Here is a 22,827-nt window from a genome sequence, read left to right as displayed (position 1 = left end):
GAATAACGGGCCTCCGGCGGATGCCACGATTTTTTGAGGAAACCTATCGAGCGAAGAACAAAGGTTTAGAGCGCAACATCCTGTTGCTACGTCTTTGTGAACACATATCGTGTGGGCCTAAAAAAATCGGGCGCAAATAAGCCAGGGCGCATTTGATTAGGAGGTGTTTCGTTTGGAGATTCGAGGGTATAAGCTAGAAAAAAATAATAATGAATATACACTAGTTGTCTATGTGGAGTCTCATATGACAGAGTTCGCCTCTGAGTTTGGCAACCATATTCATGAGGAAAGAAAGGAACTGAACACACAAATTCGCCATCTTGCAAAAGAAAAGTTCCCGCACCTGCCGGTTAGGATGGCAAAGGTGATAGCGGGTTCGATGCTAATCACCACTTTTTACTTAGGAACAACAGCGCCAAATGTGGGAGCGCAAACCACTAGTGGGCAAACACAGTCCATCTATGATATGTACACAGTAAAAGCGGGTGATACGCTTTACTCGATTGCGACTCGCTACAATGTATCGGTCGATTCGATCAAAAAAATCAATGGGCTTACATCAAATATGTTATTTGTCGGTCAACAACTAAGGCTACCGTTCTTTACATATACCGTTAGCTCAGGCGATACATTGTATAGTATTGCAAAGCGATATAACACGACAGTAGACCAAATTCGTAGTACAAACCAATTAAAATCTGACATGCTGATGATTGGCCAAAAACTGAGAATTCCGCAACTCCAGGCGGCAAGTACGACTACACCACCGCCAGCTGAAGAGACAGTAGCAACACCACCGCCGACAGAAGGGACAATTGCAACAACACCCGTCGGAGAAACTATACCTACACCGTCACCAACGACGGAAACATCAACCTATACGGTTAAAGCGGGCGATACGTTGTATGGGATTTCTGTAAAAGTTGGTACGACTGTTGATCAGTTGAAGGCACTTAATAATTTGACGACAAATGTGCTTAGCATTGGGCAGGTATTGAAGGTTCCAGGGACGACGAGCCAAGTACAGCCTGAGGAAACGGCACCTACACCGACTGAACCAGAACCTGCACCGACAAATCCAGCTCCGGCTACATCGTATACGGTTGTGGCAGGCGATACTTTATATAGTATTTCGCAACGATTCGGCGTATCGGTAGGCGATATACAAGCTGCAAACAATTTATCTTCAACAAATTTATCGATCGGCCAGGTGTTAGAGATACCGGGAGAGGTAACTGCTCCAGAAGCACCGGTGACTCCACCAGAGGAGCCAACCGTTGTACCAGAAGGGCCTGAGTCACCGCCTGCAGACACTACTGCACCAATCGTGCCTACACTTGCGTCAATTCCATTGGTTTCAACAGCGAATCAATCAAATCTTAAGGTGACGGGTGCAACCGAGGCAAACGCGTTAGTAACGCTTCGAATAACTAACGAAGTTAATCAGCCTAAAACGATACAGGTTAAAGCAGATGGAAATGGTGCGTTTCAGACAGGAATTGATCTTTCCGGCTTCCAGGATGGCTCACTAACAATCACAGCAACAGCGACGGATGAAGCAGGAAACAAGAGCACGGAAGCAATCCAAACCATTAAAAAAGACACAAAAATAGATGCGCCAACCATGGTTAATACGCAAATCATCAATAGTCAATCTACGACTGCTTATCCTGTAAGAGGTACGGCTGAGCCTGCGTCGCGAGTGCAAATTGTCTTTTTTGATGGAGTGAATACACCAATTACCACTGAGGTACTGGCGAATGAAAAAGGAGAATTTAGTGCGTTAGTTAACCTTGGTCAATTGCGTGATGGCCCAATTGCAATCACCACAAAGGCCGTGGATTCATTTGGTAACGAAAGTGGTATAACAAAACTAACAGTGAAAAAAGATACCACTATTGATGCACCCGTTTTTCAGGAACTTGCGAGCATCACGAATGAAAATACGAACGGATATACATTTGCAGGAACAGCGGAGCCAAACTCAACCATTACGATTCGCGCCACAGATGGTGTGAACACAGCCGTAGAAGCGATGACTTCAACAGGTGCGAATGGTGAGTTTCGGACAAATTTAGATTTATCAGGTCTAAAGGATGGAGCGATCATGGTTACTGCAACCGCCACTGATGAAGCTCAAAATAGTTCGCAACAGCAGCAGGTAACCGTAACAAAAGACACTTTCGTAGGTGAGCCTGTACTTGATACAGGGCAAACGGTTACGACACAAAATGCGAATAGCTATACGTTGGTTGGGATGGCCGACTCAGGTTCCACTGTACAAATTGTTCTATCTGATGGGGTAAACCATGAGATAACAGTAGAAGCTGTAGCGAACGACAGTGGTGAGTTTCGGACCAATGTTGACCTTCGCAACTTGAATGATGGGGAAATTTTTATCACAGCAAGTGCAATCGATGAGCACGGAAATCGTAGCAAAATTGAGCAAACGACCTTAATCAAGGAAACGACTCTTGCGCCGCCAGTGATTAGCAATACCGAGATAATTAATAGTAAAAATGCATCAAGTTATCACATTTTTGGTATGGCACAGCCGGGTACAACTGTTGATATCACAGTGTCTGATGGGGTGAATCCTGATATTATCACATCTACAACAGCAAACGAAAACGGTGAGTACAATATCGCAGTTGATGTGAGCACCTTGCTAGACACAAGCCTCACGATTACGGCGTTCCAAACGAGCGCTGCCGGTATTACAAGTAATGCCAGCAATACTACGGTTGATAAAGATACCGAGGCGCCAACTGCACCCATTTTTCACAACGATCATTTCATCACCACAGAAAACCAGGCGAACTACGAGTTGCTCGGAAAAGCAGAGGCAAACACGGACATCCAAATTCGCATTTTTAACGGCAATGGACAGGAAAAAATGGTCACTGCAACTACAGATGAAAACGGGGAATACCGTGTGCCAGTTGACCTAACGGAGTTTTCAGATGGGGATTTGTCGTTTGAATTAACTCAGTTTGACCAAGCAGGAAATATAAGTCCTGCAGTAACGAAGACATTGATCAAGGATACGGTGGGACCAAACGAGATTAAGATGGAAACTCCTCTGCCGATCTTTTCAGATAATGTTCTGGTGTATCCAATTCGAGGTGTTGTGGAGCCACATGCTACAGTCGTTGTTGAAATTTCCGATGGTGTCAATGCGATTACTAAACAGATTGAAACGGATGGCGAAGGCAGATTTGAGGAAATCTTTGACCTAAGTACGCTCAGGGATGGCAAACTCAAGGCTACTTTCCGTGCGACGGATAACGCAGGGAATGTTGGTGAAGCGCAAACATTTACGCTTGAAAAAGATACAGCAGCACCGGCCGGTGTAGTATCGAATAAGCCTGTCTATGTCAACAGCGGGAACATGTCCAATTTTACAATTACGGGCTCAAGCGTTGAAGAAGGCGCAACTGTTGAGATGGTAGTGAGCGATGGGACGACAACGGTGAGGCAAACTGCTCAGGTTGTAAACGGGGCTTTCCGGGCCAGTTTTAACCTTTCGGGACTGAAGGACGGGCCATTAACCTTTGAAGCACGACAAACTGACCGTGCTGGAAATAGAAGCATCGTTGAAGCGACAACAATTGTGAAGGATACGGTGGTTGAAAATGCAATCGCAACGAAAAATGGCTTCCGTTATGAAAACCTGCAGTACATTTATACCGTCATTGGAACCGCTGAGGCAAATGCAAAGGTGGAGGTTTCCCTCTTTGATGCCAATAAGAAGGTGCTGGTAACGCGAATTGCGAATGCAGACAAAAATGGATTTTATTCCTTAGATATATTTGTCGACAATGTCTCTAAGGTTGCTTCGGCATCTGTTATCCAAACCGATGTCGCTGGAAATAAGAGTGAGGTGACGAATGTTTCGTTAAGTTCATACACAGTTACGCAGGGTGATTCCTTGTATGCCGTGGCAAAGCGCTATAATACAACCGTTGATGCATTGATGTCGCTAAACAATTTGACGAGTAGTACGATACAGCCGAATCAGACATTGCGCCTGCCGATTACGGCGAGTGAAGTTGTCAATCTTGGGTACATGTATTTTGGTAATACGAAGCAGTATGTGAGTACGGTAAATTCCACAGGACATGCGGTAAACATTGTGTCGCCAAGTTATTTTGATATTAACGCGGATGGAACGCTGAAACTTACTTACCAGGTAGATCCGAATTTTGTCGAGACAATGCACCGCCAAGGAATTCGTGTTGTTCCGTTTTTAAGTAATCACTGGAATCGTGATGTCGGTCGTGCCATGCTTGCAAACAAGGAGCTTGCGGCTCAGCAAATTGCCGATGCGATCGCGCGCTACAACTTGGATGGTGTCAATGTAGATATTGAAAATGTGACGGATGCTGACCGTGCAAATTATACGGAATTTGTAAGATTGCTGCGTGAAAAAATCCCACCGACAAAGGAAGTTTCAGTTGCGGTGGCAGCGAATCCAAATGGCTGGACAGCAGGCTGGCATGGGTCATATGACTACACAAGTCTTGCGAAGTATGCCGATTATCTCATGATTATGGCGTACGATGAGAGCTATCAGGGAGGAGACCCTGGGTCAGTCGCAAGTTATTCGTGGGTTGAAAAGTCAATCCAGTATGCGCTCGCGCAAAATGTAGCGCCAGATAAAATTGTCCTTGGAATTGCGCATTTTGGACGCTATTGGATTGAGGGTCAAAGCTATGGCGGATACGGAATTTCGAACACGCAGGTCCAGACGATGATTGATCGCTATAATGGTAACGTTGTATTTGACGAAGTGAGTAAAACGCCAAAAGCGATTATCACGATTAAAAAAGGCGATCCCGTGACCGTAATAAACGGCACGACACTTTCTCCGGGCACTTATACGATATGGTTTGAAAATGAAGAGTCCATAAGTAAGAAGCTTGAGCTCGTCGGCAAATATAATATTCGTGGTGTCGGCAACTGGAGTCTAGGCCAGGAAAATAAAAATGTCTGGAACAGTTACACGACGACATTGCCAAACACCGTTCCTGTCGTGTCACCAGTGTATACGGGGCCAACTCAAAACTATAAAACGTACACCGTATCGGCAGGCGATACACTCTGGGGAATTGCCAATCGAAACGATACAACCGTAAGCGAATTGCGGGAAGCCAATGGCCTAACGACAGATTTACTGTTTGTTGGCCAAGTCTTACGGATTCCAACGGACGAGGCAAATGTGGTAACTCCACCTCCTGCGCCTGAACCTAGCACAACTGCACCTGTGTATATGGTGAATTATACAGTTGTAGCGGGCGATACGCTGTCAGGAATTGCTGTTAAAAATGGCACAACCGTGACCGCCATTAAAAATGCCAACAACTTAACATCAGACATGATCTACATTGGGCAAGTATTAAAAGTCCCAACAAACGTTGTGGTTCACACTGTAGCATCCGGTGAAACCTTATATGGTATCGCCAAGCGATATAACACGACCGTTGCAAACATTAAGACAACCAATAACTTAACAAGCGACATACTCAGTATCGGACAAACGTTGAAGATCCAGATTTAGATTGAAGACCCGAATGCCTTTTGTGGGCATTCGGGTTTTTGGTAGTGGGGGTGAATTTGGGCTAGTGGCAGTAAAATTTGATTAGTGGCAGTATTTTGAGATTAGTGGCAGTAAATCTGGAATAGCGGCAGTATTCCGGCTAGTGACAGTAAATTTCAAACAGTGACAGTAAATCCCCGGTGCATTTACCTCGCAAAATTTGAGGCGAAGCGCTATCGTCCATAAATTCTGTTTATCAGCCATATTTTTCGATTATCGGCCGAAAACGTCATTTATTGGCCATAAAATTTAAATATTAGCCGTAAATCTTTGTTCAAGTTATTAGATTGTCTTTATTTTAATAAAAACAATCATCTACCATTGCCGATAGCAAGTATAATAATGCTGATTTTCACAGGTAAGATAAGAAATATTAACAATAGAATGAATTTATCGCCAATTGGCCACAACACCCACTGATATATCCAGAAGATGTGATATGATAGTGTCATAGGATAACAGAGAAGGGTGAATGAAATTCATGAAGGTAGCGGGACGGAATGACCAGTGCACGTGCGGGAGTGGAAAAAAGTATAAAAGATGCTGCGGACGGTCTACGGTTGTTTCCATTGATCAAGTCGTTGAAAATGAACTGAACGATGTCCAACATGATATGTTCCAGTACGCCATCCATTTGTATGAAGAGTTTTTTGATGACGTTCTGGATCAGTATAGTGATATTTTTAATGAGCTTCCAGATGATGTCTATGATTTATTTTCATTCTTTTCGCGCGTTTGAATCATTAGTTCGATTCCGACTGATGGAAAAACGATTTTGGAAGAGTATGTTGATATTTACGGTCCAAAATATAGCCGCCCACGAACACGCGACCTTTTACAGAGATGGAAGGCTGCAAGACCGTCTGCATATATGGTGACAAAGGTTGATGAGCAAAGAACGTATATGAAGGTTCAGGATATTTTTACGGGTGAGCAGCATCAAGTGCGAATTTATGAGATGGAAACAGATGTGGAGGCAGGCTATTTTGTGTTCGGAACGTTGTTGCCTGCCGGTGCAAATTCAATCTTTTTCCCGACATTTCTTGAATTGCCAACGGAATATGCGGGCGATATGCGAAACATGATTCTTGAACTCTTTGAAAAAAGCAGTGAGACCAGTCCAGTTGAGTTTATGTCCAATGAATTTATCGATGTATTCATGGTTTTTATGTTCGGAAAGGCGAAAGTAACGGCGGATGATTACCACTGGCAGACCTCCAAACAGCGAGAGGTCGCCGAAATGTTTCAGATTCGGATGAAAGAGTACGATTATGACGAGGAAATCGTAGGAATTGGACTTTCACTATGGCATAAATACTGCGAACGCAAAAACCCAAGGATTATCAAAACAGGCATTTATGAGGCAGCTTTGGTCTATATGCTTGAAATGATCTATCCGTATGAAGGTCTTTCTACGCATGAGGAACTTGCGGAAGAATTTGATGTGTCGCCAAGCAGCATCTCGACAAAATTTAGAGAACTCGAAAAAGTCCTTCAGGAAGAGCTTGAGAAATACGATGAAATGATCAATGGCCCTGATCTAGATGATGAATTTTTATTCGATTAAAACCGTGACAATCCATTTGATGGGTTGTTTTTTTTGGGGTTAAAAGAAGTGTGCATCCGACCTTAGTACCATTTTTACAGAAAATAAAGGAATTTGTCGATTTCTGTGTAATCTGTAGAATGTAGCTACTAAAGGGAGGGTTTTGAATGGGGAACTTTGTCAAAGTTTTAGGGATTGTGCTGGTGTTGTTAATACTTGTCCTACCCGGAAATACTGCATTTGCACATGGGGATGGTTGTGGATGTGGCGACTATTTGCAAGGAGCAGAGCGTAACAAGGCGGTTGCGAGCATATTGAAATCGAATGAATTTAAAGTGGTGAAAGCAGATAAAAAGAGTAACGGATACCAGTTTGTCGGGGCTAATCAGATTATGGCAATAAAAATGCCTAACTCTGAGGGGAAAGTCTACACAATGGTCGCTGTTCCGTTTGTTCACGAAAATGGCGAAGTGTTATTATCAGTTTTTGCGGATGGAGTTCATATGGGTGACGGACCTCCTCCAATACAATAAGTAAGTTTTGATCCCTGACAAATCGTTAGGGATTTTTTGTTAAAATTTTGTCACAATTTTCCTTTGCAAAGTTTGCTGAATAGTGTAAAATGGATTTTAATTGGAAAATGAAAATGGTAGGTAAAAAGTATGAGTTCTGAACAACTTTTAAAAATAATGGTAGACATTCAGAAAAAAGTAGAAGAAACATCTTCTATTACAACTGAAGAGGTTATGCAGGATCTAATTGGTAAATTAAAAGATTGCCAATCTGCATAATTCGATAGGAAATTTAAGGATGAAGTCAGAGGATGAACTCTGGCTTTTTTTGTTTCAAGATAAAACCTTTCGTAATCTCCTAAAATATGAGAATATGTAATTGTTTAGTAACTTTATTGCTTAGAAGTCCACTACTTATATTAGTAAGACAATGGTAAAAGAGTTTACAATTTAAGGAGTGCAACCCTTGGCTGAATAAAGTTATGCCTCCGGCGGATGCCTCGATTTTTCAGTGGGATTTTTTCGAGATAGCTCGAAAAAAAATCGGGCGCAAATACGCCAAGGCGCATTTGATTCAATAATTTAGGAGGAACTCAGATGACAAAGGTTCGTTTTGGTGTTTTATCAACCGCGAAAATTGCGAGAAATACAGTGATTCCAGCGATGGAGCGTGCACATAATGCAGAGGTTGTGGCTGTTGCGAGTGAAAGCGGGAAGGCGAAAGACTTTGCTGTTGACCTTGGCATTCCAAAGCATTATGAATCATACACCGATTTATTGAATGACCCTGAAATTGATGCGGTGTACATTCCGCTTCCAAATCAACTACATAAACAATGGGCGATTGAAGCTGCGAAGCACGGAAAACATGTGCTTTGTGAAAAGCCAGCAGCATTGACCTCACAAGACGTGGAAGAGATGGCGGCAGCTTTTAAAGAAAACAATGTGATTTTCATGGAAGCGTTCATGTATCAGTTCCATCCACAGCATAACCGTGTAAAAGAAATGATCGCAACAGGCGAAATTGGTGATGTGAAGTTAATTCGCTCAACATTCTCCTTCCTCCATGATTTGAATTCTGGAAGCATTAAGATGCAAAAGGATCTTGGTGGCGGCGTGTTATATGATGTGGGTTGCTATTGCATCCATGCAAGTCGTTTGATTACGGGTGAAGAGCCAGTTGAAGTGAAGGCAGCTGCAAACATTCACCCGACACATGACGTCGACATTACGGCAGCAGGTACGCTGAAGTTTGAAAGTGGCGTAATTGCGAACTTTGATGTTAGCTTTGAGCAATCATTTAAGGAGCAGTATGAAGTGGTCGGCACGAAAGGTTCGATCGTAGTGAAGCATGCATTCCGTCCTGACAATGAAGGTGGAAACGGTGTGCTTGTGGTGAACAACGAAGGAGGCCAACGTGAAGAAACGGTGCAAGGTGACCAGTATAAGCTTCAGGTGGAGCATTTTGCAGAAAGTGTTCTTTCTAATAAACAACCGATGTACAACCTTGATGAAACGTTGAAAAATATGCGCGTGATCGAGCAGGCACTTGCTTCCGCTCGTAACTAAAAAGTCAGCCCCCGGGCTGGCTTTTTTCGTTTCTTCCTTTTTTACTCTCCCTTACTCAAATCTATCAAAATTTCTCTCCCAAACATGTATATCTATCAAAAATCCGGCAATACTAGATTACTAGAAGATGGGACACAGGGACAGGTCACTTGTCCCAGAAAAATGGAGGGATTCGAAGATGATGAAGGTGAATGTGGAGTTACCTGAGGTTCTACCGGCGAATAAGGAAGATTTTATGAAATTGTTGCTAGAATTAGTAGTGAAAAAGTAATGGGAATTATGATGTGGTCTATTGTTGAAGAGTAGAAAAACTTATATACTAATAGAAGAAAACGTATATCAGAATAGGGCAAACTCTCCGAAAGGATTGGACGCAAAGCCTAGGGTCTACCGTACACTGTACCATGATCGCCTGGCTGCCAATAATGTACGCTTGTTGGGCCATTCTTTTAGTGATTGGTCTTATTTTTTTGCCTGATTTTCTACTATTCTACGAGGAAGAGGTACCATAGATGAAAAGTATTCGAACAAGGTTATTTGTTAGTTTTTTTGCCATTATCATCCTTTGTATAGGCTTAGCGACCTATAATTACATAGCGGTGTCCAATATGAATCAGAAAACGGACGATGTTGTGTCGGAGGAACTCTCAGTTTTACTAGAATATGATAGTTTGAAATACAATATTGCCCAGAGTATTGCGCTTGCGAGGGCGTATGTACTGTATGGGGATGATACCTATAGAAATGAGTATGATGTTTACTCGGTAGAATTTGATTTAACGGATCGAAAATTAAATGCAATGAAGGTAAAAGAGGTTGAAGAGCTTATAAGGGAAATGAAAAATTGGCGTGAATTGATGAAGGAAAAAGTTTTTGCCCCTTATGATAGCGGGGATACTGAGCTTGCGATGCATAATTTGAAGACGTATATCCAGCCGAAGTCAAATGAATTGATGGAACAAGTTAAAAAGCTCACGGATGATCGAGAAAGACAGATTGTCTCAACGGGTACGGACGTTGTGAAATATGGTCAATCAGTGAACTTCGTAGGACTTCTGGTCACAGCTGCTGTGATTATTTTAGGAATTGTGATTTCGATTTATACCTCTGTGGTGATTGCTAGACCGGTAAAAAGTGTCGCAAGTCGAATGAAGGCGATTTCCAATGGCAATCTTCAATCAGCCCCAATTAAAACGAAGCTCAAAGATGAAATTGGTCAACTTGTTTTGGCGGTTAATGAGATGAATGAAAATTTAAAAGGCATGTTTAAGAAAATGGTTGTCGTCTCCGACAGTGTCACTGGTCAAAGTGAAGAATTGACCCAGTATGCGGATGAGGTTATGGCGGGCAGTCAGCAGATAGCAGTCACAATGGAGGAACTTTCACGCGGTGCAGAAGACCAGGCGACGTCTGCTACCACATTAATTGAAAAAATGTCCACGTTCTCGGACGAAATCATGCATGTAGCGGTTAAGGGCGATAGTATTAAGGAACAATCACAAGGCATGCTTGCCATGACAAACGACGGCAGTTCATATATGGAAACATCGATTCAACAAATGTCGAGCATCTATGAAAAAATGAAACAGTCACACGCGCTTGTTGTTGGTCTGGACCATAAAACAAACGAGATTACGAAGCTTGTTAAAGTTATTCAGGAGATCGCGGGGCAAACGAATCTTTTAGCATTAAACGCAGCAATCGAGGCAGCCCGCGCAGGAGAACACGGAAGAGGATTTGCGGTTGTTGCCGATGAGGTTCGAAAGCTTGCAGAACAGGTTGGTAAATCGGTCGCAGAGATCACAGAGATTGTAAAAGGTATCCAAACAGAATCAAAGCAGGTCGTTCAATCCTTAGATGACGGCTATCAATCCGTTGAAGAAGGCACCAACCAAATTCAAACGACCGGAAAAACCTTTAATGAATTGAAACGAACAATTGAAGAAATCGGTACACAAATAGAAGCAATGTCAAGCTCGTTATACGGGGTACTTGACGATACAAGAGAGATTAGCGGTGCCATCGAAGGAATTGCGGCTGTCGCTGAAGAATCAGCTGCTGGCGTTGAACAAGTATCCGCAACCGCCCAGCAATCCAGTAGCTCCATGGAAGAAGTCGCCAAAAGCGCCAAACAACTCGAAGAAAACGCCGGCGAACTAAACGAACTCATCCAAGCCTGAGACAAATAGTGCTGGGGGAAGGACCCTTAGGGCAGATTTCATGTGCCAGGGTTCCAGCCGCCGCTGTAACCTCCACTTTGGGTCCCAGCTGAACCTTGGGACACTGGGACAGGTTCCTTGCCCCAGAAGGCTGATGGACTCCTCCACAAGTGCCATGGTATATTATAGAAAAAAGGAAGAGAGGGACTCCCGTAGTGGTAAATATCGGTGACATTCTTTTTCAATTATTTGCACTTCTCGTTCCATTAAGTATAATAGCGGTACTCGTTTATGTGGTACGGTTCTCAAAGCGGGTTAAACGAATGGAAGCGAAGCTAGATGAAATATCGAAAAAAGTAGAGTAGGACTTGGGAGAGAATCCCAGGTCTTTTTTTCTGAGAGTGTTGGTGACCAGTTTTTATTTCAGAAAAAGGATGCCTGTGTTGGCATCCTTTATTTTTTAACACTTACTTTTACATTACGAAACATGAATTTGGTTTTTTCTTGTTTGTTCGTGAGTACCATCGCGTCAATCTGGGAGGTGGTATCCTGCAACTCGACCTCAAGCTGAATTGTTCGCCACGGATCATGCAAGCCAATCACCGGGGAAACCGTCTCAGCTAAAAAAGTTCCTCTTGCATCAGTCTCATCCACAAGTAAGTAAACGGCGGCCTCGCCCTTCACCTGCACCTCAAATATAATCGTTTCTCCACCTTTTACCCCTCTAGGTGAAAAAACAAATCCTTCGTTTTCCTCAGCGCCCTTCGTTTTCACCTCAAATGTACCTTCCTCGACCTGTACGACAGTAGCGCTCACACCAAAAAACGGTGACTTCTTCTCCGCAGCAGAAGCAGGCGATACCGAAAGAAATAATAATGCTATACAAAGTAAAAATTTGAATTTCATCATAAGGACCCTCCTTTGAAACAATGAGTCTGTTCCATTAGTATGTGGAAAAAGGAGGAAAACATGTAAGGCATAAAAAAACAACCGGTATTATAACCGGTTGTTTACAACTTCTAATTCCAAGATGTGGTGGGACAAGGGACCTGTCCCTGTGTCCCACCGAACCCCTTGGCATATCTACCTATTCGATTTCTAAGTGTTTTTTCAAGCGGGTTGAGACAGCTTGGCGTTCGTCTTCGGAGACGATCCAGTACCATGCGTCTAGGGTTTTGCCGACTCCATCGATGCTGAATTGCTCAATGTTATGACGAGCATCCTTGTAGTTTGCCTGTATAGTTTTCATCTCGTCAAAGGAAATGTCGGTTGTGACGTTATTGCCAAGTGCTCCAAGAATGTCATCAAATTTGGTGACGGAAGAGAAACTTGCTCCTTTGTTGATAATCCCTTGGATGACTTGCTTTTGACGATCTTGTCGACCAAAGTCACCACGAGGATCGTCATAGCGCATTCTTGCATATTTAAGGGCTTCTTCTCCGTTTAGAGTTTGAGTTCCTTCGGAAAATGACGCACCATCATATGAGAACGCAAATGTACTGTTCACTTGAACTCCGCCAAGCGCGTCAACGATTTGTTGCAGACCTTCCATGTTTACCTTTATATAATAATCAACCGGTACGTCTAGGAAGTTCTCGACGGAATCAATCGTCATATCAACGCCACCAAATGCGTAGGCATGGTTGATTTTATCTTGTGTTCCTCTGCCAACAATTTCAACGCGTGTATCACGAGGGATACTCAACATTTGCATGGAATTCGTATTTGGATTCACAGTAACCATAATTAACGTATCAGTACGACCCTTGTCGCCCGAGCGTTCATCAACACCCATGAGCAGAATGGAAATCGGATCCTTTTTACTGATATCGATCTGTGTAGTTCGTTTATCGGAAGGACCTCGGTCTTCATGCATCTTTCCAACCGTACTCGCTACTGATTGATATAAATAGACGGCGTATCCACCGATAGCTAATAATATAACAAGAAAGATCGTTCCAATAACCTTTGGCCATTTCCGCTTCGTTTTCTGTTTCGAATGGCGGTCAACACGACTCATTTCAATCAACACCTTTTTTAAGATTAGGATAATCAAAAACTGCACAATATATTAGACGTATTAGAGGCAGAAAAGGTTTCAGATTTGCGTGAGAAAATGTCTATGTAGGTCGAAATTTAGCGAAGAGAGCAAAAGTGTGTGCGTATTTGTAACTCTATCCAAAATGTTAGATTAGTAGAGTCTCAAATCTGCAGGAAAATGTAACAAGGTACAAAATTTTCTAATTTATTTTACAAATTAAATCTGTTGTGGTATTTTTAAAATAATTAGTCATATATTAGGATTAATTATAGGGGGTGGGTACGAAACAATTAAAAATACATGCCGTTAAATTGTTTAAGGGTCGATGGAAGAATATTTTTTAAAGGGGGAAAAAACATGAGTGGTCTAGATTGGGGAGTCATTATAGCATTTTTCTTACTTATGGTTGTCATTGGTTTTTGGTCGTTTAATAAAGTACAGGGTTCAAAAGATTTCTTCGTTGCTGGCGGAAAGCTTCCTTGGTGGCTAGGTGGTATTTCACACCATGTCGGAGGGTATAGTGGCGCGGTTTTTGTAGCATACGCAGGCTTAGCTTATACGCATGGGTTTAGTTTGTATGTTTGGTGGGCGATACCAATAGTTTTATCTGTTATTTTAGGTGCGTACATTATGGCACCAAGGTGGTCGAAGCTACGAACAAAGCTTGATATTGAATCACCAACAGAATATTTAGCGATGCGCTACAATGTTCCAACACAACAATTAGTTGCTTGGAGTGGTGTACTTGTAAAATTATTTGATGTTGGCGCGAAATGGGCTGCAATTGGCCTTTTACTTAATGTGTTTACTGGTATCCCAATTGTTTATGGAATTTTATTATCTGGAATTGTTTCGTTAATTTATATTACAGTTGGCGGTATTTGGGCAGATTTATGGACAGATTTTGAACAGTTTATTGTTCAAATCGTTGCAGGTATTGTCATGTTCTTTGTTGTTTTAAGTCAAATGGGTGGATGGGGATCGATAACTGGTATTTGGGATAAACTCCCAGAAGCAAATAGTCAACCATTTAATGAACCATATACGCTGGGCTATGTGTTAGTTTTCGTGTTCATCGTATTCTTCAGTTATAACGGAGGAACTTGGAATCTTGCAGCACGTTACATTGCATCTCCTTCAGGGAATGAAGCAAAGAAATCAGCCCTTTTTTCAGGAATCCTTTATCTCGTATGGCCGTTAATTTTATTCTTCCCAATGTGGGCTGCACCACTTATTTTACCGAATTTAGAAGACCCTACACAATCATATGCACTACTCACCCAGGAACTATTACCAGCAGGATTAATTGGTCTTGTGCTGGCTTCCCTATTTGCCGCAACTATGTCGATGACTTCCTCAGATGCGAATACGATTTCAGCAGTTATTACAAGGGATATTCTCCCTGTCATGTCAGGTAAATTTAAAGGTCTTGATCAGAAGAAATCCTTGAAAATTGCAAGGATTGTTACGTTTACTTTTACTTTCTTAACACTGATTATAGGAATTTTCTCAGATAATTTTGGAGGAGTGTTAGGTCTATTAATTTCCTGGTTTGCTGCGTTGGTTGGACCTGTTTCCATTCCAATGCTTTTAGGATTATTACCTGCCTTTAAGTACAGTGATTCAAAAGCTGCAATCTCTTCTATTATTGCAGGACTTGCTATGTTTGCTTTAACAAAATATGGAGTGGACTGGGCATTATATGTTGAACTTGGGGCTCCAATTTTCACTTCAGGATTAGTATTTATTGGACTAGGTTTATTGAATAGAAATAAACCAGTTAAGCCTGAAATTGAAGATATGTTATCAGCGATAAGTAAATCAGATGAAGAATTAGCGAAAGATTCAAAGAATATTACACCATCCCTATAACTTTATTCAGCATACATTTTCCTACTTCTGTAAGTGGGCGTGTGTCCAACAAGTGAAACAAGTTTGGAATGGGTACAAACGCAGGCAAAATAAAATTAAAGCCTCCGTTTGATGCCAAAGATCTACAATGGAAAGATTTCGAGCAAGTTCGAAAAAATCTTGGCATGAGACACCAAGGTGCATTTGATCAGGTAAGGAGATTCGTAATGGATACTCAACAACTTGTTAGCTTTTATAAAAAGGAAATTGAAGAAAACTTTTGGCCTTTTTGGGAAAAAGCATTTGATAATGAAGCAGGTGGTGTTTTTACCTGCTTCTCTAATGATGGAAGTACATTAGTAAGTAAGGATAAATACACGTGGTCACAGGGGCGATTTCTCTGGCTATGTGCTGAACTTTATCGGTTAGTAGAACAGGGAAAAGTCATTTTAAACAAAAAACGTTTAAAAGAAATGGCAGACAAAACATATCATTTCTTAATTAATCACACGCTCAAGGAAAATAAATACGTTCTATATGCAGCCACCCATGATGGAAAACCAATCAAAGGTCAAGAAGACATTAGTGTTTTTGCAGATTGCTTTTTTGTCATTGGTGTTACTAAGTATGCAGATGTGTTTCATGATGAGACTGCATTTGATCAAGCATACAATATCTATGAATCGATTCATCATCGAATTGAGCAAGGATATTTTAGAACGGAACCATATCCGATTCCGATTGGATATTCTTCACATTCTATTCAGATGATTATGCTTAACGTTGCTCAGGAGGTGGAAGAAACAGCTGAAAAATTGTCCAAACCAGTTGTGAAAAAGGCAAAACAAATAAGCGCGAGAATCCTACAAGAATTCATTCTTGAAGATGGAAGAATTGTAGAGTTGCGCCCAATGGATTCAAGTAATAAAGACACCTTACTTGCGAATCATGTAAACCCAGGCCATGCTTTGGAGTCAGTATGGTTTCATGTTCATAGCCTCCATGAATGGGAGGAAAAAGAACAGCATAAAAACCTACAAATTTTAGCAAATGTAACACGGCAGGCCATTCAATTAGGTTGGGATGATGAACATGGAGGATTGCTTCGGTTTGTAGATAAAAATGGAACAGAACCAGCAGGAAGGCTAATAAATGACCCGTATGAAAAATTAATTCTCGAAACATGGGATACAAAGCTTTGGTGGCCACATTCAGAGGCTCTTTACACATTGTTATTACTATACAAACAGACGAAAGATGAGCTCTTTTTACACTGGTATAAAACATTTTTTGAATATAGTTTTTCAATCTTTCCTAATCCGAACAAGGAAATAGGAGAATGGATTCAAATTCGGGATAGAAGGGGTGAGCCTTTGCAAAAAGTAGTCGCTTTGCCAGTTAAAGACCCCTTCCATATTCTTAGAAATTTTATTCTTATTTTGAAGCTGTTTTGAAAAGGAGAATGAATCATGACTTTACTTCTTGGAACATATGAAATAGACATGACACCGCAGCCCCCTGTTCAGTTAGCGGGTTATGCACATCGAGAAGGGAAGGCTATGGAGGTTCATTCTCAGCTTTTTCTTAAAATTTACTATTTTGAACAAGATGGAAGGGCCTTTTTACTCATCATTGGAGATGTCATTTGGTGGGATGATCAACTTGTGGATACATGGAGAAAAAGAGTGGCAGATGAGTATTCCGTAAAGCCGGAATCTATTTGTTTCCATGCCACACATAACCATTCTGGTCCGCAAACAAGTGAAGCTTTTACGAGTCTCTTAGGTGTAAGTGATCAGAGTTATAAAGAGTCATTGGAAGATGTAATAATGAAAAGTGTAAAATGCGCCATCTCCAACAAAGAACCGGTGACGATTGCAAGAAGGAAAACTACAAGTGATATTGGTATTTACCGTCGTTTAAAGCACGAAAATAAAATGGTGATGAGCCCGAATCCGTATGTTCCAATCGATAAAGATGTAACCATCATTACCTTTGAAAATATCAAACACGACATGAAGGCAATGTTGATTCACTACGCCTGCCATCCTACAACAACAGATGCAAATGTGGTCTCATCCGAATATACCGGAGTTTGTTGTGCGAGACTAAAAGAGACATATCATCACGCAGTGATTGGCTTTTTGCAGGGATGCTGTGGCGATGTGAGGCCGGCTTTAATAAAAGATCATACGTTTTTTAGGGGAAGCCTACAAGACATGGAGGCAATTGGGAACCAATTAGCGGAGGATATTATATCTGGGATGAACATAAGTGATGTTGAAGTGATACATTCTGATAGTTTGCAAGCTTATTCCTCCCGGGTTCCCTTACCTTTTCAAAAAGAGTATACCTCAAATGAAGAAATGGAACCTGACGTTCTAAGTATATGGAAACAACATATCGAACAAAATTGGCAAGATAAAAATAAAACACGACTAGAAATACAATTTCTAGAAATAAGCAGTAGGCTCCGTTTTATCTTTTTTAATGGTGAAATGGTTCAGCACTACAGTCAATACGTAAAAAAGATTGATTCGGGGGTTCTTGCCATTGGATACAGTAATGGAATGATTGGATATATTCCAAGTCAAACTCAGCTAATGGAAGGTGGCTATGAGGCGGAGGAGTTTATTTACTACTTTGGCTTACCTGCCCCTTTTCACATAGAAACGGAAAAAATAATCCAGAACGCAATTGATAATATACTAGAAGGTGAATGAAAGTGAATATAAAAAGAAACGGAAAGAAGGATCAATTAACATATTACGTTTTCGCAACGCGCAATGAAATGGGAGAATATGCGGCTCGCGATGTGGGGAACAAACTAGTAAAGTTACAGCAAAATCAAGAAGAGATACGTATGGTTTTTGCTGCAGCTCCTTCACAGAATGAGTTTTTACAATATTTAATAGGTGACGACAGAATTAATTGGAATCAAATTATCGCTTTTCATATGGATGAGTATGTGGGACTTGATAAGGAAGCGCCACAGCTGTTTCAAAACTTTTTAAAAGAAAGATTGTTTACGAAAGTTCCATTCAAAGAGGTTCATTTACTTGATAGTTCAAATGAAAATGAAGTAGAACGGTACTCACAGCTTCTTCAAAAGCAGCCAATTGATATCGTTTGTCTAGGAATTGGTGAAAATGGCCACATTGCATTTAATGATCCACCGGTTGCGGATTTTGAGGATAAAGAGGTCATCAAAAAGGTTGAGCTTGATGATATTTGCAGACAACAACAGGTCAATGATGGCTGCTTTTCCCAGATAGGAGAGGTTCCTCTTTTTGCTTTAACGTTAACAATTCCTACGTTACTTTCTGCGAAATACATGTATTGTATGGTTCCAGGCAGTACGAAACGACAGGCAGTCACTCAAACCTTAAATGGGCCAATTAGTACAGAATGTCCGGCATCGGTTTTGAGAACACATGAGAATGCATATCTTTACGTGGATCAAGATTCATTTGGGGATGAATAGTATGGCGAATGAAAAACTTGTGATTGAGGGCATTCATTATAAAGAAGATTGCGGTGTCCGTATTGAGATTAGAGATGGAATGATCGAATCGATTGAACCGGCAGAAGTTGAAAACGAGACTTATCTTGCTCCGGGATTTGTTGACTTGCAGGTCAATGGATATATGGGGATTGATTTTAATTCACTTGCTACGAAGGAATCGGATATTGAACGCGTTTGTTACAGTTTGCTTGAGCAGGGTGTAACTTCCTTTTATCCAACTGTTATTACAAATTCGTATGAAAGTTTAGTAAAACTAGTTTGTGTGATTTCAAATGCCATTTCAAATAACGGACTTATTAAAAAAATGATACCGGGAATTCATTTAGAGGGTCCATTTTTATCTATGGAAGATGGTCCAAGGGGCGCTCATCATCTTGACCATATTAGGGAACCAGATTGGGAGTTTTTTAAGAGATTAAATGAATCTGTGAATGGGTTGATAAAAATTGTTACGCTATCACCGGAGTGGGAAGGTGCTAATGAGTTTATAAGATTAGCTTCCGATTCTGAAGTGTTAATCTCAATTGGGCATACAAATGCGACGTCAGAGCAGATTCAAATGGCAGTAAAAGCAGGCGCAAAGATGTCAACTCATTTGGGTAATGGTGCCCATGTCAAGCTGCCACGACACCCGAACTATTTGTGGGATCAGCTAGCGGAGGACGATTTAGCTGCAACTGTGATAGCAGACGGATTTCATTTGCCACCTTCAGTCTTGAAGGTCATAGAGAAGGTCAAAAATGAGAAAATGCTCATCATTAGCGATAGTGTTGCATTAGCAGGCCTTCCTGCTGGTGATTACATAGCATCTGTGGGTGGTGAGGTTACACTAACAGAGGAAGGGCGGCTTCATTTAAAAGGAGAACCGCGATTACTGGCTGGTTCAGCCCAAAGCATCCTCTGGGGTGTAAATCGGATTGTTCAAATGGGAATTACGGACTTACCGACAGCCATTGATAAAGCTTCGGTTTTACCTTCATTGATTATGAAGCTAGATCAGGCAAGTGGCCTTCAAGTAGGGGCGCCTGCAGATTTCTTCCTATATGAAAAGCATAATGAATGGATGGAAGTGGTCGAAACGATAAAGGCTGGAGAGGTTTTATATAAGAAAATAACTGTGAAGAAGGGGTGAACGGAATGAAATATGCACTTGAATACTATAGAAAAGTGAAAGCTTATATGGATAAGGTAATCGAGACAGAATCAGCAAATATCATGAGTGCTGCTGAAGTGGTAGCTCATCATATTAAGGAAGATAAAATTGTCTATGCTTATGGGCCAGGAGGACATTCCAATCTAGCGTCACAGGAATTATTCTTTCGTGCAGGTGGACTTATGCATGTGAGTGCTATTTTAGATGAAGGGACATTATTAAGTGGAGGGGCGCTACGTTCCATGGCAATCGAGCGAACACCAGGCTATGGAAAGATTGTGTTACATGATTACGGTTTGCAATCCGGTGATCTATTAATCATTATCAATGCCTACGGAATTAATGCCGCAACAATCGATGCTGCTCTAGAGGCAAAACGATTAGGTGTAAAAACAATAGGTGTATCCTCAAAGCAGCATGCCCTAGATACGCCTGAGGGACATCCGGCAAGACACCCCTCAAAACAAAATCTCCATGATGTCGTTGACCTTGCGATTGATTCAAAAGTAGATGTCGGCGACGCCGTTATTGAAATTGATCAACTGGAGCAAAAGGTAGGTGCGGTCTCAACCTTCGTCAATGCATTTATTTTAAATTCCATTGCAATGGAAGCTACTGCTAAACTAGTAGAACAAGGAATCCAACCGCCAATTTGGAAAAGTGGCAATGCAACTGGTGGGGATGAATGGAATAATCAGTTTATTTCACGTTTTAAGCATAAAATTAGGAAACTATAAGGCCTCACTTGGTATAATAGCGGTAGGTTATTGGACAAAAGAGACGAGGATAGTGAAATGAGAACAAGAGGCCCAGGAGTTCTTCGCGAACAAAATCAGAAAAAGGTTTTATCTTTTTTACGGAAATATCGGCAGACCTCAAGAAAAGACCTGGCGAAAGCCATAGGAGTTAGTAAAAACACGATTTCCCTAATTGTCGATCAATACGTAAAGGATGGAATCATCAAAGAGGTTGGAGTTAAAGACTTAAAAGGGGCTGGCCGGCCAAAGATTGTTATTGAATTAAATCAAAATGCCTTTAAGGCCATCGGCATCGCCATACATCACAATGGTATAAAGTATACAGTTACAGACTTTTTCTTAGATCCCATTGCACGCGGGTTTTTAGAAGTAGAGGGAAAAGATAAGGAAAAGGTGATTCGGCTAGTTCAAAAAATAGTGGATAGCCTGTTGCTTGAACATCCGGAAGTAGTAGGTGTCGGAATTGGAATCCCAGGAATCGTGAATGCGGATGAGGGAATTGTATACCATTCTACAAATCTTGGATGGAAAAATTTCAAGATTTGTGAGGCGTTAAAAGACAAAATCACCGTTCCGATGATCGTACAAAACAATGTAAATATGGCTTCTTTATGTTCAGATGGAATGGGTGATGAGTCGGGTTCAAAAAGTTCTTTTTATATCCGAATTGGAGATGGAATCGGAGGTGCCTTTACGTCTGAAGGCCATATATGGAATGGGGACAGTTGGACATTGGGGGAAATCGGTCATATTTCTGTTGATGCAAATGGACCATTATGTGGGTGTGGCCAACGTGGATGTTTAGAGAAACTGATAAGCAGGAAAGCATTTCAAGAGTGGATGGGTCACATGGAATCTACCGGTATGTGGGGTTCTGTTGAGGTAAAGGAAAAACAGATAGAGGCTCAATTTAAGAAATACGGAATGTATTTAGGGACTTCACTCATTAATATTATTCATTTACTGAACCCAGGTAGGATTATCATCGATAGTCCATACAATCGAAATGAAGCATTCCAACATTCCCTTATGACGTTTCTCGAACAAAACGCACTTAAAATTCCATTCTCCAAAACACTAATACATTTCAACGATGAACCATTTTCCCAGTCCTTGGGAGCTGCAACCGCAGTCGTATTGGATTTTGAAAGAGAATAAAACAGGCAGGGGAGATATCCCCTGCTTATTTACGTACACTGACAAGGACCTACCCCTCGTCCCCGTCTCTTTATTCTATTCTCTCTAAAACCCCTTTTACTAGCTCGATGAATTTTGTTTTGACTCTACCTGCTACCTCGATTACTTCATCGTGGCTTAAGGGTTGGTCTAAGATTCCGCAGGCCATGTTGGTTAAACATGAAATACCAAGAACCTTCATGCTTGAGTGTACAGCGATAATTGCTTCTGGGACGGTTGACATTCCAACTGCATCGGCTCCAAGGGTACGGATCATCCGTATCTCAGCTGGCGTTTCGTAAGCTGGACCACTCCACCAGGCATACACACCTTGTTGTAATGTAATCTTTTTTTCATCAGCAACCGCAGTCGCAATTCCTCGTAGCCCTTTGTTGTAAACCTCGGACACATCAGGGAAACGGGTTCCTAATTCAGGATTGTTCGGACCAATCAATGGATTTATTCCAACTAAATTAATGTGATCCGTAATTAACATCAAATCCCCAGGGCTAAAGCTTGTATTCACAGCTCCACATGCGTTTGTGATAAGTAGATTTTCAATGCCCAGTGCTTTCATTACACGTACGGGAAAAGTCACCTCATCTAGCGTGAAGCCCTCATAATAGTGGAACCGCCCCTTCATTGCCGCAACAGTTTTTCCCATCAATTTTCCAATCACAAGCTCATTCGCATGGCCAACTGCTTCCGACTTCGCAAAATGGGGAATCTCGTTGTAAGGGATGACGATTGCATTTTCAATTTCATCCGCAAGCGTGCCAAGCCCCGAACCAAGAATCATCCCGATAGTCGGTCGATGATCCGTTTTACTCATTATGTAGTTCATTGCCTCCATAATATCTGCAGTTTTATGCATATGCATATTCCCCCTAATTTGTTTCAGAGCAATAGCTTTTGCTACTGCTCATTTGTTTGTCTA

Annotated in this window: 18 protein-coding genes and 1 riboswitch; of the genes, 15 read left to right on the top strand and 3 right to left on the bottom strand. The window is 41.5% G+C overall.

Annotated elements, in window-relative coordinates; all coding sequences use genetic code 11:
* Positions 1 to 172 precede the first annotated feature (172 nt).
* The 8 genes from ACR65M_RS05830 (at position 173) to ACR65M_RS05795 (ending at position 11,750) form a co-directional block, all read left to right on the top strand.
* Positions 173 to 5,560, top strand: coding sequence for a LysM peptidoglycan-binding domain-containing protein (locus ACR65M_RS05830; protein WP_440272826.1), 5,388 nt, complete (start codon positions 173 to 175; stop codon positions 5,558 to 5,560).
* 520 nt (positions 5,561 to 6,080) lie between these two features.
* Positions 6,081 to 6,338, top strand: coding sequence for a YecA family protein (locus tag ACR65M_RS05825; RefSeq protein ID WP_440272825.1), 258 nt, complete (start codon positions 6,081 to 6,083; stop codon positions 6,336 to 6,338).
* A 36-nt stretch (positions 6,339 to 6,374) separates the two neighbouring features.
* Positions 6,375 to 7,166, top strand: a complete 792-nt coding sequence (locus ACR65M_RS05820) for a hypothetical protein (RefSeq protein WP_440272824.1) — start codon at positions 6,375 to 6,377, stop codon at positions 7,164 to 7,166.
* 146 nt (positions 7,167 to 7,312) lie between these two features.
* Complete coding sequence (locus ACR65M_RS05815) at positions 7,313 to 7,678, top strand: hypothetical protein (RefSeq protein WP_440272823.1); 366 nt, start codon at positions 7,313 to 7,315, stop codon at positions 7,676 to 7,678.
* Between the two features lie 129 nt (positions 7,679 to 7,807).
* Positions 7,808 to 7,936, top strand: a complete 129-nt coding sequence (locus tag ACR65M_RS05810) for a YwzD family small protein (protein WP_341333179.1) — start codon at positions 7,808 to 7,810, stop codon at positions 7,934 to 7,936.
* Between the two features lie 318 nt (positions 7,937 to 8,254).
* Complete coding sequence (locus ACR65M_RS05805) at positions 8,255 to 9,226, top strand: Gfo/Idh/MocA family protein (protein ID WP_440272822.1); 972 nt, start codon at positions 8,255 to 8,257, stop codon at positions 9,224 to 9,226.
* A gap of 338 nt (positions 9,227 to 9,564) precedes the next feature.
* Positions 9,565 to 9,650: riboswitch (cyclic di-GMP riboswitch) on the top strand.
* A gap of 88 nt (positions 9,651 to 9,738) precedes the next feature.
* Complete coding sequence (locus ACR65M_RS05800; RefSeq protein ID WP_440272821.1) at positions 9,739 to 11,406, top strand: methyl-accepting chemotaxis protein; 1,668 nt, start codon at positions 9,739 to 9,741, stop codon at positions 11,404 to 11,406.
* Between the two features lie 194 nt (positions 11,407 to 11,600).
* Positions 11,601 to 11,750 (top strand): DUF4083 family protein, encoded by a 150-nt coding sequence (locus ACR65M_RS05795; protein ID WP_440272820.1) that lies wholly within the window; start codon positions 11,601 to 11,603, stop codon positions 11,748 to 11,750.
* Between the two features lie 88 nt (positions 11,751 to 11,838).
* Here the strand turns inward: ACR65M_RS05795 and ACR65M_RS05790 are convergent, their stop codons facing one another.
* Positions 11,839 to 12,291 carry a hypothetical protein gene (locus tag ACR65M_RS05790; RefSeq protein WP_121449189.1) on the bottom strand — a complete coding sequence of 151 codons (453 nt, stop codon included), beginning with the start codon at positions 12,289 to 12,291 and terminating at the stop codon, positions 11,839 to 11,841.
* Between the two features lie 181 nt (positions 12,292 to 12,472).
* Positions 12,473 to 13,405 (bottom strand): polyisoprenyl-teichoic acid--peptidoglycan teichoic acid transferase TagU, encoded by a 933-nt coding sequence (tagU, locus tag ACR65M_RS05785; protein ID WP_121449188.1) that lies wholly within the window; start codon positions 13,403 to 13,405, stop codon positions 12,473 to 12,475.
* Between the two features lie 378 nt (positions 13,406 to 13,783).
* Here tagU and ACR65M_RS05780 point away from each other — a divergent pair, with 378 nt between their 5' ends.
* The 7 genes from ACR65M_RS05780 to ACR65M_RS05750 all read left to right on the top strand — a co-directional run bounded on the left by ACR65M_RS05780 (position 13,784) and on the right by ACR65M_RS05750 (position 21,872).
* Positions 13,784 to 15,298, top strand: a complete 1,515-nt coding sequence (locus ACR65M_RS05780; RefSeq protein ID WP_440272819.1) for a sodium:solute symporter family protein — start codon at positions 13,784 to 13,786, stop codon at positions 15,296 to 15,298.
* Positions 15,299 to 15,366: 68 nt separating this feature from the next.
* The gene (locus tag ACR65M_RS05775; RefSeq protein WP_440272818.1) at positions 15,367 to 16,731 is read left to right on the top strand and encodes an AGE family epimerase/isomerase; all 1,365 of its coding nucleotides are present in this window, start codon (positions 15,367 to 15,369) and stop codon (positions 16,729 to 16,731) included.
* 15 nt (positions 16,732 to 16,746) lie between these two features.
* Positions 16,747 to 18,000, top strand: a complete 1,254-nt coding sequence (locus ACR65M_RS05770; RefSeq protein ID WP_440272817.1) for a neutral/alkaline non-lysosomal ceramidase N-terminal domain-containing protein — start codon at positions 16,747 to 16,749, stop codon at positions 17,998 to 18,000.
* Positions 17,997 to 18,761, top strand: a complete 765-nt coding sequence (locus ACR65M_RS05765; protein ID WP_440272816.1) for a glucosamine-6-phosphate deaminase — start codon at positions 17,997 to 17,999, stop codon at positions 18,759 to 18,761. The genes ACR65M_RS05770 and ACR65M_RS05765 overlap by 4 nt, the downstream gene beginning before the upstream one ends.
* Before the next feature lies 1 nt (position 18,762).
* Entirely contained in the window at positions 18,763 to 19,935 is a 1,173-nt protein-coding gene (locus ACR65M_RS05760; protein ID WP_440272815.1) for an N-acetylglucosamine-6-phosphate deacetylase, read from the top strand.
* A gap of 5 nt (positions 19,936 to 19,940) precedes the next feature.
* Positions 19,941 to 20,693 carry a sugar isomerase domain-containing protein gene (locus ACR65M_RS05755; RefSeq protein ID WP_440272814.1) on the top strand — a complete coding sequence of 251 codons (753 nt, stop codon included), beginning with the start codon at positions 19,941 to 19,943 and terminating at the stop codon, positions 20,691 to 20,693.
* 57 nt (positions 20,694 to 20,750) lie between these two features.
* Positions 20,751 to 21,872 (top strand): ROK family protein, encoded by a 1,122-nt coding sequence (locus tag ACR65M_RS05750; RefSeq protein ID WP_440272813.1) that lies wholly within the window; start codon positions 20,751 to 20,753, stop codon positions 21,870 to 21,872.
* 70 nt (positions 21,873 to 21,942) lie between these two features.
* On the opposite strand, the gene ACR65M_RS05745 is transcribed toward ACR65M_RS05750, so the two are convergent.
* Entirely contained in the window at positions 21,943 to 22,764 is an 822-nt protein-coding gene (locus ACR65M_RS05745; protein WP_440272812.1) for a purine-nucleoside phosphorylase, read from the bottom strand.
* Positions 22,765 to 22,827: the final 63 nt, after the last annotated feature.

The organism is Ferdinandcohnia sp. SAFN-114 (assembly GCF_059415045.1).
The sequence above is the reverse complement of the archived record's forward strand: the minus strand, read 5'-3'. Positions and strand labels throughout refer to the sequence as shown.

Coding starts and splice junctions, on each gene's coding strand:
- ACR65M_RS05825 (WP_440272825.1), top strand. CDS start 6,081: ATGAAGGTAGCGGGACGGAATGACCAGTGCACGTGCGGGAGTGGAAAA.
- ACR65M_RS05780 (WP_440272819.1), top strand. CDS start 13,784: ATGAGTGGTCTAGATTGGGGAGTCATTATAGCATTTTTCTTACTTATG.
- ACR65M_RS05770 (WP_440272817.1), top strand. CDS start 16,747: ATGACTTTACTTCTTGGAACATATGAAATAGACATGACACCGCAGCCC.
- ACR65M_RS05810 (WP_341333179.1), top strand. CDS start 7,808: ATGAGTTCTGAACAACTTTTAAAAATAATGGTAGACATTCAGAAAAAA.
- tagU (WP_121449188.1), bottom strand. CDS start 13,405: ATGAGTCGTGTTGACCGCCATTCGAAACAGAAAACGAAGCGGAAATGG.
- ACR65M_RS05760 (WP_440272815.1), top strand. CDS start 18,763: ATGGCGAATGAAAAACTTGTGATTGAGGGCATTCATTATAAAGAAGAT.
- ACR65M_RS05800 (WP_440272821.1), top strand. CDS start 9,739: ATGAAAAGTATTCGAACAAGGTTATTTGTTAGTTTTTTTGCCATTATC.
- ACR65M_RS05750 (WP_440272813.1), top strand. CDS start 20,751: ATGAGAACAAGAGGCCCAGGAGTTCTTCGCGAACAAAATCAGAAAAAG.
- ACR65M_RS05745 (WP_440272812.1), bottom strand. CDS start 22,764: ATGCATAAAACTGCAGATATTATGGAGGCAATGAACTACATAATGAGT.
- ACR65M_RS05775 (WP_440272818.1), top strand. CDS start 15,367: ATGGGTACAAACGCAGGCAAAATAAAATTAAAGCCTCCGTTTGATGCC.
- ACR65M_RS05755 (WP_440272814.1), top strand. CDS start 19,941: ATGAAATATGCACTTGAATACTATAGAAAAGTGAAAGCTTATATGGAT.
- ACR65M_RS05790 (WP_121449189.1), bottom strand. CDS start 12,291: ATGAAATTCAAATTTTTACTTTGTATAGCATTATTATTTCTTTCGGTA.
- ACR65M_RS05815 (WP_440272823.1), top strand. CDS start 7,313: ATGGGGAACTTTGTCAAAGTTTTAGGGATTGTGCTGGTGTTGTTAATA.
- ACR65M_RS05805 (WP_440272822.1), top strand. CDS start 8,255: ATGACAAAGGTTCGTTTTGGTGTTTTATCAACCGCGAAAATTGCGAGA.
- ACR65M_RS05765 (WP_440272816.1), top strand. CDS start 17,997: ATGAAAGTGAATATAAAAAGAAACGGAAAGAAGGATCAATTAACATAT.